At 43.1% G+C, this 10,380-nt stretch carries 11 protein-coding genes; 6 read left to right on the forward strand and 5 right to left on the reverse strand.

The genetic code is table 11. The features are described 5' to 3' along the window. Positions 1-200 precede the first annotated feature (200 nt). Positions 201-992 (reverse strand): SDR family oxidoreductase, encoded by a 792-nt coding sequence (locus E1163_RS06640; RefSeq protein ID WP_155170655.1) that lies wholly within the window; start codon positions 990-992, stop codon positions 201-203. A 155-nt stretch (positions 993-1,147) separates the two neighbouring features. Beyond that, positions 1,148-1,813, reverse strand: coding sequence for a TapB family protein (locus E1163_RS06645; protein ID WP_155170656.1), 666 nt, complete (start codon positions 1,811-1,813; stop codon positions 1,148-1,150). A gap of 312 nt (positions 1,814-2,125) precedes the next feature. Between E1163_RS06645 and E1163_RS06650 the strand changes: the two genes are divergently transcribed. The 3 genes from E1163_RS06650 to E1163_RS06660 are packed head-to-tail and all read left to right on the forward strand — an operon-like array spanning position 2,126 to position 5,109. Then, positions 2,126-3,478 (forward strand): sigma-54-dependent transcriptional regulator, encoded by a 1,353-nt coding sequence (locus tag E1163_RS06650; RefSeq protein WP_155170665.1) that lies wholly within the window; start codon positions 2,126-2,128, stop codon positions 3,476-3,478. Beyond that, a complete protein-coding gene (locus E1163_RS06655) occupies positions 3,468-4,823 on the forward strand; it encodes a sensor histidine kinase (RefSeq protein ID WP_155170657.1) in 1,356 nt (451 codons plus the stop codon). Before E1163_RS06650 ends, E1163_RS06655 begins: the two co-directional genes overlap by 11 nt. 49 nt (positions 4,824-4,872) lie before the next feature. Further along, positions 4,873-5,109: an acyl carrier protein gene (locus E1163_RS06660; protein ID WP_155170658.1), complete on the forward strand. Its 237-nt coding sequence runs from the start codon at positions 4,873-4,875 to the stop codon at positions 5,107-5,109. A gap of 130 nt (positions 5,110-5,239) precedes the next feature. Here the strand turns inward: E1163_RS06660 and E1163_RS06665 are convergent, their stop codons facing one another. Both E1163_RS06665 and E1163_RS06670 read right to left on the reverse strand, forming a co-directional pair. Then, the gene (locus E1163_RS06665; protein ID WP_155170659.1) at positions 5,240-5,887 is read right to left on the reverse strand and encodes a cation efflux transmembrane domain-containing protein; all 648 of its coding nucleotides are present in this window, start codon (positions 5,885-5,887) and stop codon (positions 5,240-5,242) included. Continuing rightward, positions 5,874-6,248, reverse strand: a complete 375-nt coding sequence (locus E1163_RS06670; protein WP_155170660.1) for a DUF3703 domain-containing protein — start codon at positions 6,246-6,248, stop codon at positions 5,874-5,876. Before E1163_RS06670 ends, E1163_RS06665 begins: the two co-directional genes overlap by 14 nt. Positions 6,249-6,569: 321 nt before the next feature. Between E1163_RS06670 and E1163_RS06675 the strand changes: the two genes are divergently transcribed. Next, positions 6,570-8,051: a pyridoxal-phosphate dependent enzyme gene (locus E1163_RS06675; RefSeq protein WP_155170661.1), complete on the forward strand. Its 1,482-nt coding sequence runs from the start codon at positions 6,570-6,572 to the stop codon at positions 8,049-8,051. Beyond that, positions 8,051-8,929, forward strand: coding sequence for a dimethylarginine dimethylaminohydrolase family protein (locus E1163_RS06680; RefSeq protein WP_155170662.1), 879 nt, complete (start codon positions 8,051-8,053; stop codon positions 8,927-8,929). Before E1163_RS06675 ends, E1163_RS06680 begins: the two co-directional genes overlap by 1 nt. A gap of 18 nt (positions 8,930-8,947) precedes the next feature. Here E1163_RS06680 and E1163_RS06685 read toward each other — a convergent pair whose 3' ends face one another. Continuing rightward, positions 8,948-9,229 (reverse strand): hypothetical protein, encoded by a 282-nt coding sequence (locus E1163_RS06685; RefSeq protein ID WP_155170663.1) that lies wholly within the window; start codon positions 9,227-9,229, stop codon positions 8,948-8,950. Between the two features lie 383 nt (positions 9,230-9,612). Here E1163_RS06685 and E1163_RS06690 point away from each other — a divergent pair, with 383 nt between their 5' ends. Continuing rightward, a complete protein-coding gene (locus E1163_RS06690) occupies positions 9,613-10,377 on the forward strand; it encodes a Rho termination factor N-terminal domain-containing protein (RefSeq protein ID WP_155170664.1) in 765 nt (254 codons plus the stop codon). The last annotated feature ends 3 nt before the right edge of the window (positions 10,378-10,380 follow it).

Here is a 10,380-nt window from a genome sequence, read left to right on the forward strand (position 1 = left end):
GTATAAAACAATGAAACTGGCGCAAGTATCACTTGTGCCTTTCATTGTTTTACGGTAAATCTTTCGAACTTTTACGGGTAGTAAATTCAGTACAGCGATTCTGCGGCCAATAATAAAAAAGGTGTCCGCCCGGAGTGGTTTTACTACAGAGTATTTGAAACTTCAAGGTGTGGCAATGAATAGACAGGGATTGCCCCTGCTTAATCCTTATACGAACCCATAGTCAACTTCACCTGCATAGCCGAGGTTAAGAACCTCTTCGCGAATATCAACAGGTTGGAGTTCCCTCCTACCACATACTTCGGTTTAGGATTTTTGGATTTGATAAGCTTGTCAATAATAGCAGTGACCACGCTTGCGTCCTGGGACTTGCTCATATTTGTGCGCACTTTTTCCCTCATTTTTGTGACTTTGTCGGCATAGGCACTGCCTTCCTTCAGGAATAGCTCCGGTTCGATCGTAGTTTTAAGGTCATTAGGCTCTATTACTACCACATTGATCCCAAAGGGCTTGAGTTCCATGTTTAAACTAAAGCTAAAAGCTGACAGGGCCGCTTTGGAGGTGGTATAACTGGTATAGAAAGGCAACGGGAATGACGCAATCAAAGAACTCGTGTTAATGATCAGGCCTTTGCCGCGCTTTCGCATTCCGGGCAGCAGTGCCCGGGTCAGCTTAAGTGTACCGAAAAAGTTTGTTTCAAACAGGCCCTGAAACGCCTCGTGGGGAATGTCTTCAAAAGCGCCAAGCTGGGACTGCCCGGCGTTGTTGATCAGGATGTCTACACCCTCAGGAAATTGGCCGGCCAACTGCTCAATGCTATCCGGATCATTAAGATCAAGTGCCAACATGGTAAAGCCGTTTTCTTTGGCCAACTGCTGATCAGGCTTTCTTGAAGTACCGTAAACTTTATAATTATTTCGGGAGAGGTGCCTGGCAATAGTCAAACCTATGCCCTTTGAGGCTCCGGTGATCAGCACTGAAGTTGCAGTCATTATGATAAAATTAAGCAAAAAAAGAAGTGCTCCGGTCAAGAGCACTTCCAAGGTCAAAAACTCAAAATAAATAGGATAAATTCTTAATTCATCCAATAACAACAACACTAATATAACAAATATTGAATAAAAAAGATCGCTAAGAATAATCTTTTTTATTCGTGCATGGTAAGCAGTGTATAGCCGATCAGCTTACCATTGCCGTTATAACTCTCTGAACGTACAATACCCACATTTTCAGCAATATAGTCAACAGCTTTACTTTCCCGGCTCATCATCATCTTCATTTTCACGTTGTACGACACCTTAAAAGTATCAAAGGTTCCGGCCGGTGTGGTTATCTTTTCTTTGCTTTCAACTTTCCTGTCTGTTACGTCAACCTTCATGTTCATAAAGTCCCCACTGATGGTAATAGCCCCGTCATCAAGGGATTTGCCTACAGAAAGGTCGGAGGGCCATTCGAGGTTATCTACCTCCACGGTCATGTTCATATCTTTAAAAGCCTGAAGTGATTCCTCCGGAATGAAACGCTCCATATCCATTTTAATCACACCATCTTCACACTCCAATTCAACCTCTTTCTCATAAACAAGCTCATCCTTTTTATCGAAACTCTGAAAGTAAACGGTTGCTATCCAGCCATTCGATTTTTCATCCAGGGACCTCAACTCATTGATCTGCCTGCCGGTAACTTTATCTTTTGCATTGTAGGAGGTCAACTCCCATTTAGAACCTTCCTGAAGGTTATAGAAAGGGTTACATTGCGCCCAGGACTCAAAGCCAAAGGCCATTACAACTAATAATAGAAATGCTCTTTTCATGGTTTTGTTAGGTTAAGTAGTTTCATGAGGTGACTCAACACCTCCAAGTGATTTTTGCCAGGTTGTAGATTTAATTCTCTAACCGCTAATCAATAATAAATTTATGTAAGTCATTAAAGATTACCAATGATGTAAAATGAATTAATTTTCAGTAATTTGTGTTCGTAATCGGTCAGTTTTGTGCATATAAGAACATATACTTCCTGCAAAATGCCCTTAGCTCACTGTATTCGCTTTGGCACTATTTTTATCTAAAGAATTGGTTAACCTAAATAAGACAACTGCGTGGACAAAGAAATTGGTAAAATTTTGATGATTGATGATGATGAGGATGTGCTTTTAGCCGCCAAACTGCTATTAAAGAAGCATGCCCATCAGGTGATAATTGAAAAGAATCCCAAGAAGATCCCTTTCCTGCTCAATAATGACACTTACGATGTAATACTGCTGGACATGAACTTTAGCAAGGACATTACCAGTGGCAAGGAAGGTTTTTACTGGTTGAGCCAGATCCTGGAGAAAGATCCGTCTGCCGTTGTCATTATGATCACCGCTTTTGGTGATGTGGAAATGGCCGTAAGGGCACTTAAGGAAGGGGCCACCGATTTTGTATTGAAGCCCTGGCAAAATGAAAAGCTACTGGCTACCATATCTACCGCCATCAAGCTCAATAAGTCGTACAAAGAAGTAGACAAGCTGAAAAAGGCTAAAAAGCAGTTGGAAGAAGACATTAATCAGCCGTTCAAGGATATTATAGGCCATAGCAGGGCATTGAAAGAGGTGTTTAACCTGATTGATAAAGTAGCCAGAACGGATGCCAATGTGCTGATCCTGGGTGAAAACGGCACGGGTAAGGAGCTGGTGGCCCGAGCCATACACCAGCGTTCGCTGAGGAAGGAAAACAGCTTCATTTCCGTTGACATGGGAGCTATTACCGAATCGCTTTTTGAAAGTGAACTGTTTGGGCATAAAAAAGGGTCCTTTACAGATGCCAAAGAAGACCGGCCAGGCAGGTTCGAAATCGCCAATGGGGGAACACTTTTCCTTGATGAGATAGGTAACCTGAGCATGCCCTTGCAGTCCAAACTATTGACTGTACTGCAAAACCGCCAGGTAACCCGCCTGGGCACCAACAATCCTGTTGCCATAGATATCAGGCTTATCTGTGCTACCAATATGCCCGTACAGGAGATGGTGGCCGATGGTTCTTTCAGGCAGGATTTGCTTTACAGGATCAACACCGTGGAGATCAAACTCCCTCCCTTGCGCGACCGGATTGAGGATATTCCGCTATTGGTTGATCACTTCGTGGAGATTTACTCCAAAAAATACAGAAAAGAGATCCGCTCTGTCAATGAAGATACCATATACAAACTGCAAAAGTATGACTGGCCGGGCAACATCCGTGAACTTCAGCATGCTTTGGAGCGCGCTATAATCATGAGTGACAATACTGAGCTGGAGCCGGAGGACTTCTTTTTTCTGACCCATAACAAATCTTCTTCACAGGATCTCAAAACCGACAACCTGAACCTGGACGAAGTTGAAAGGTCAGTCATTGAAAGGGCGATCAATATTCATAACGGTAACATATCAAAAGCTGCCAAAGAACTTGGCTTAACCAGGGCCTCCCTCTATAGGAGGCTTGAAAAACATGGACTTTAGTAATACCAGAAAAGCCGTACTCTTTAGGGTAGCCTCACTCACCGCGACAATTTTCCTGTTTTCGTGGCTGATCTTTAATGATGGTTACTTTGTAACGGAACTGGTGGTATTTGTACTATTAGGCCTGCAGATCATCTCTCTGATCAAAGCTCTGGAAAGGAATAACGAGGAGTTGATCAGCTTCCTTGACTCCATCCGCCATGATGACATTTCGCACAACTATAAAACGGATTTTAAAAATGAAGATACCAACCGCCTCAACAATGAGCTTAACAAAGCTCTTCGCGACCTGCGTGAGGTAAGAAAAGAAAAGGAAGCAGACTTTCAGTACCTGAAAAACATTGTGCAGCATGTAGGGATAGGCCTGATCACTTTTAACCGCTCAGGAAAGGTACAGATCATCAATACCGCTGCCAAGAAGCTGTTGAGGGTCAACAATATTGATAATATCAGGGACTTGTCATCAGTAAGTGAGAACCTGGTAGACATTTTTATCAGACTGAGAACCGGTGGCAGAGACCTGATCCGGCTGGAGATAGGTGGAGATATTGTGCAACTGGCTATTTATGCCATAGAGCTTACACTGCGCGGAGAGGAATTTAAGCTGGTTTCGGTGCAAAATATTCAGAATGAGCTGGAGGAAAAAGAAATGGAAGCCTGGCAAAACCTGGTCCGTGTGCTTACCCATGAGATCATGAACTCTGTAACCCCTATTTCTTCCCTGGCCAACACTGTGGAAGATGAGTTGACGGAGCAATTGAACAATGACCAGGAAGTCAACCGGATCACCAACGAAGAAATTGCCGACATCCACCTGGCCATCCAGACCATTAAAAAGCGTAGCCAGGGCCTGATCAGATTTGTGCAGGATTTCAGAAACCTGACGCATATCCCAAAACCAAAAATAGCAGAAATCAATGTAAGGGAGCTTCTTGAAGAAATGCTCATGCTGCTCAAAAGGGAAATTGAGGACAACGGCATTCAGGCCAGCATACGTGTAGACCCGGCCAACATGACCATCAATGCTGACAAGGAGCTGATAGAGCAGGTACTGATCAACCTAATAAAAAATGCTACACAGGCCTTTGACGAACAGACCAACCGGTTGGTAGAGCTTAATGCCTATTTTGATGAAAAAAGCCGTCCGGTAATCAGTGTAAAAGACAATGGAAACGGCATTGATGACGAGGCACTGGAGAAAATCTTCATTCCGTTTTTCACCACCAAGAAAAGTGGTTCCGGTATTGGCCTGAGCCTTTCGCGGCAGATTATGCGGCAGCACCAGGGTATGCTGGGCGTGAAGTCTAAAATGGATGAAGGCACGGAGTTCTTTTTAAGGTTTTAGAAAAACCACAATATTTCCTAGATTTACGGATTACTTTAAAAAACAGGAGATGAACATAAGCGAAACCATCACAAAAATATTAGTAGATAAGCTAGGAATAGCCGAGACAGAAGTAACCCCGGATGCCAACTTTGTAAAAGACCTGGGCATCGACTCTCTTGATTATGCTGAACTGGTGATGGAATTCGAGCAGACTTTTGATATTCGTATCCCTGACGAGGATGCTGAAAAGCTCCAAACTATCAATCAGGCAGTAAATTATATCGACAATAAAATGAAGTCTTAATTAAAGGCCCTTTCCCTCAAGCCTTTTGATCTATATCCCGGCAGGTGCTTCATGCCGGGGCTTTTATTCTTATTTTATAAGAACATATAAGTCTCGGAAATAATCCCTGTCAAGAAGAGGCCTTTTAATCTTAACAGCAATCATCCGAACAGCTCATTGCATTCGTTCTGGCTTTCTCAAAGGCTTCTCTTCCCTCCCTAAATGCATACCACGCTATACCCAGGCTTCCCAGTGCGTCCACATAAGGGACTTTAAAAATTTCATAGATCAAAGCCGAACCCAGGAGGATGAACGACAGGTAAAAGCATGTTTTGGTACAATGGGCATCTGAAATGATGGGTGCGGAATTTAACTTTTTGCCAACCTTGATTTTTGCCTTGTATAAAAAATACATGGTGGTAATAGAAATAATGGCAATAATGATCCCCACTTTCGTGGTATGTGGCTTTGCACCCGAATAGATATTTAAGGCAGCTCCGATGACCAGCCCTAAAACCAGAAGATAAAATGCGCTCCCGGTTATAATCAGGGCGGTACGTTCAAACTTATCCCTGCGCTCAACAGGTGACCTCTTCATACGCCACACCATATGGGCTATACCAAGACCTGAGATAACTTCTACAAAGCTGTCAATCCCAAAACCAAATAGGGCCAGGGTTTCGTCTTCTGAACCATAAAAAGTAGATACGCCTCCTTCAACAAGGTTGTAGATTATAGTTATCAGACTCAGGTTAAAAGCCAGGTTCAGAAGGTTCTTATTACTTTTATCGTAGTTCATCGGCCTGTTTCAAAATTATCTGCAAGTCAGCAGGTATTTCCATGGATCTCAGCGGCGGCACATTGGCACCTCCCGTGTTACCTACAGGAATCTTACCAACAAATGACTTCACACCACCAACAAGAAGCCTGGGCACCTGCCCTATGATCTCTCTTATATTTTTGATCCTGATCCCAAATTTCAACATTTCCCAATGCGCTCTGGAGTGCTCCACCGGATAAGCCTGCCCAATAATATGCGCCCTTTCCAAATGGCGCCAGGCAGCGATTAAGTCACCTGCGTGTAAATCGGACCTGTAGGCACTTAGCTCTCTTTCAAAGTAAGGCTTCAACATTTGAGGGATAGACCAGTTTAGCTTCATCTTGGCATATGTTATACATCAAATCTAACGAAAATGAGCTTGCAGCACTATTGCAACGCCATGTGAATTACAATTACATTTAGACTTCCTAAACATTTGTAAACCAAACCTCAGCATAAAATAGCTTTAGCTTTATATGACACAATTCCACATATCGAGGAGCGTTTCGGGGAAAATTCTCCCAAAAAAATCGTAACTTAAAAGGTATAACCTCCTTAATGGCTACTATACGAAGGCGGTATAATTATTGACTTCTGATAGCCAAATAACCTGGATTGTTACCCGTTAAGTGGGGCAAATAGTCTAATAAAAAAACATTCTTTGCGACAGCCTATACATAAAGAAGACCCAGAGCCAGACCCGGCCAAAACCGTAGTTACATCATCACATACTTCGATTACATTTGAAAAAAAATGCCTGTATTGTGGAAAACCTAACAACTCCATCAACTACACCTGTAACTGCAGATTTGAGGAGTGGTTTAATGAATACCGCATATTGGATATAGAGCCGGTAATCTCACCATTTTACCGTGATGAGGCTATGAAATCCTTTCGCAATTACAGCTTTGACCATCACCAGGGAATAGCCCAGTACAAAGCACTGCCATTCAGGAATTGGTACCCGGATAACCTGGAGCCGATCGGGATGACGCCGTTGCACTACTTGAAAAACTTATGTACTCAATATGGCACCCGTATCTACATAAAAAATGAAGGGAATAACCCCAGCGGCTGCTTTAAAGATCGTGAGACTTTACTGGCCCTTTTGAACACCAGGCGTCGTGGATTGCACCATGCAGTGATCTATTCTTCGGGCAATGCCGCCGCCTCTGCAGCTATTCTGGCCCAAAAGCTGGACATTCAGCTCATCACTTTTGTAGCCGGCGATACTTACCCGGAAAAGATAGAGTTTATCCGGGAGCATGGCTCTGACGTGATAGTGGTTGGCGATGAAAACACTAATTTCGAAACCGGTTTTAGGTTATTTGCCCGCGTAAATGCTGAGAATATCTTTTCCAGAAACAAATTTGACAACTGGTCAGTAAGAAATCCATACCGTGTACATGGTGACAAGACCACTGCCGTGGAAATTGTTAAACAGCTCGGTAATAATCCTCTTGTAGGCCAGGTGCCAGATTATGTAATTGTGCCCACAGCAAATGGTAGCTGTCTGGCAGGCATTTGGAAAGGCTTTAAAGAACTAAAGCAGCTCAATATTATTTCAAAATTGCCCAAAATGGTTTCGGCAGGTATTAAGGGTGCCAATCCTGTATACCAGGCTGTAAAGAAAAAGCAAACCGACCGGCCTGAGAGGTGTGACTTATTATCACTGAAAAGTGAAGATGCCAATATTGGAAGTACCATACTTGCCGAAGAAGGGTACGACTCCATAGAAGCTGCCAAAGCCGTTTTGGCTTCCAATGGCCTGGCCGTTGAAGTTAATAGTCACGATATTACGGAAACGCTTAGGGACTTTCTGCAACAAGAGCAAGAACTGGCCAAAGAACAAGCCGTGCTGCCCGAACCGGCGTCATTGATATCTATAGCAGCCATCAGGAAAATTAAAGATTTACAGCCGGACAATACCGCCGTATCCATCATCACAGGGCATGGCCTGAAAGCCAAAGAGATGATAGGTCAATTACTATCCGGCTACCCTGACCTGCAACAGTTAGTAGCTGATATTATTGAGAAAAAACAAGATGATATAACTTTGGGTGCTGTAAAAAAAGGACGGAGAAGAGATGTGGTTGCGGAGTTTGATGCAGTGGTCAATGTTTTTAATGAGCTAAAAAAATAATGTCACAAAACACCTTAAGACAATTTAACGAAACAGACAGACTGAAAAAAGTAATCATAGGACGGTGGGAAGACTATTGCTCCGACCAAAGCTATGTGGAAATTGTGAATGAAGAGCAAAAGAAAGGTCTACCTGATGCCAAAACACTTATTCCTGAATTTCAAACCTTTAAGCAAACCCTCGAAGAGCATGGCGTAGAAGTATTAATACCTCAGTACGTAGGAAAGTTTGTTTATGACCAGCTTACACCACGGGATATCGGTATCACCATCGGTAAAAAATTTGTGGTATGCAATATGGTAAAGAAAAGTCGTCGCTATGAGGTTACGGGCATTTTTCCATTTATCAATACCATGCATGGTGATGAGCCATCTATATTGGTTCCTGATCACGGCATATTGCTGGAAGGTGGCGACATCATTGTAGATAAAGGGCATATATTCGTGGGCATATCCCAGCGTACTAATGAAGCTGGATTTGACTTTCTCAAACAGCACTTTGGCAGGGATTTCAATGTGGTTCCGGTCTATTGCCGAAGCCTGAACGACGGTGAGAATGTACTTCACCTGGATTGCGCCTTCAACCCGGTGGGAGAAAACCATGCTCTTATTTATGTAGATGGCTTCCGGGAAATGCCAAAGGAAATAAAAGATCACTATCACCTGATCGAAATTAGCTCCGAAGAGCAGGCTGAATTGGCTACCAATGTAATTTCGCTCGACAACACTACAGTGATCAGCCGTGACCATGAGATGTGCTCTCGGGTAAACCAAAAAATGAGAGATGCAGGCATAGAAGTTATAGAGCTACCCTTCAACGGAGCCCCTGCTACCGGAGGATCCTTCAGGTGCTGTACGTTGCCCCTGGTAAGGGAATGATGCTTTGATACCTACAATTTACGCAGACCTTTGGTAATTGTAAACATCCAGAAGTGTATCTATAATATCACCGCAATCCCTGAAACAATGGTTTCGAAAAACACACTTCTGCACCCTGCCACTCCCCTCCTCAAACGCGATCCTTCCAAAGGTTTTCAGGTCAGGGATATTAAAGAAAGAGATCATTAAAATGGTGTAGCCCTGTCCGTCCGAGTAGATACACTCTATTTTAAAAGTATCATTGCCTCCGGCCGGAGTGATTTTATTGAGTATGCCGTTTAAGTGCTCAAATGATACCATGTCAGCTATGTTTGACTTTTATCAATGGGTTCACTTCTTGAAGTAAACGTGGCTAAGAGCCTGTTAGGTAATTTACTGAAAATGAACGAAAAAAGAAAGTCGCCGCCCGTGGACCAAGCTTAAAATCTGTAAGCAAACGGATCACAAAATAAAGCATGTAATGTAAAACTTACTTTTTAAACATCAGTAAATCGCGCTTATCGTTACTTAATGCTAGCTTGTCTTCTGCCTTGCCGAGTGCTATTAACAACTGCCTGCCCAACACAGGTAAAAAGTTAGTGTCACCAGAAAATTCTGCATGATACCCGATCGTCCGTCGGCAATACCCTAAACATGTTCGGAAACTAACTTGTTTTACAGGTAAACTAAAGGAGAGGATAACCATGGCTGAGAAGAATAAAAAAGAAGATGAAAAATACAATATGCTCAAAGAGTTTGAAGGCTCCAGGTATTCGGGGATGAAGGTGGGTGCAAGCCACAAATGGTACTACGACCAGGGTATATGGAGAGAAAGAAAGGTCACCCCTGAGGAATGGGATGTGTACTATGAGACTGTAAAAAGAAGGGCAGGAAAAGCACCGGAAGGATCTGGCGCCCCCGTCGGGACTGAATACAATTGGCTGATTATAGCGCACCAACGGGTAGACAAGCTGGATGCCAATAGCTATATGACTTGTCTGGACGGGAAAAAATTTAAAGTGGCACATAAGCGGGCCGGCAAAGAAAAATGGAGTATTACGGAAAAAACCCAGCGAAAAAAAGTCATTCAGTTCCTCCAAAAGGTCATAGAAGATCTGGAAGCAGCAGATGAAAATGAACAGGTACCTTATACTGTAGGGGGAGAGCAAAACAGGATCTACGGACTTGATCATAAAACCAAGACTGAGCTATATGAGATGGCCTCAGAGCGAGAGATACCAAACCGTTCAAAAATGAGCAGAGAGGAGTTGCTTGATGCCATCCGAAATGTCACACAAAAATCCGATGGTCAGGAAAACAGAGCAAATGGCCAATCAGAAAAGCTGAAGGATAAAACTAAAGGTGAGTTGTACCAGATAGCCAAAAGAAAAAGTATTCCAGGCAGGTCGGAAATGAAAAAGGAAGAGCTACTGAAGGTTCTAAAAAAAGAAACTGTAAAGATGAGCTGATAT

This window comes from Fulvivirga kasyanovii, from assembly GCF_009711405.1.
GTDB lineage: Bacteria > Bacteroidota > Bacteroidia > Cytophagales > Cyclobacteriaceae > Fulvivirga > Fulvivirga kasyanovii.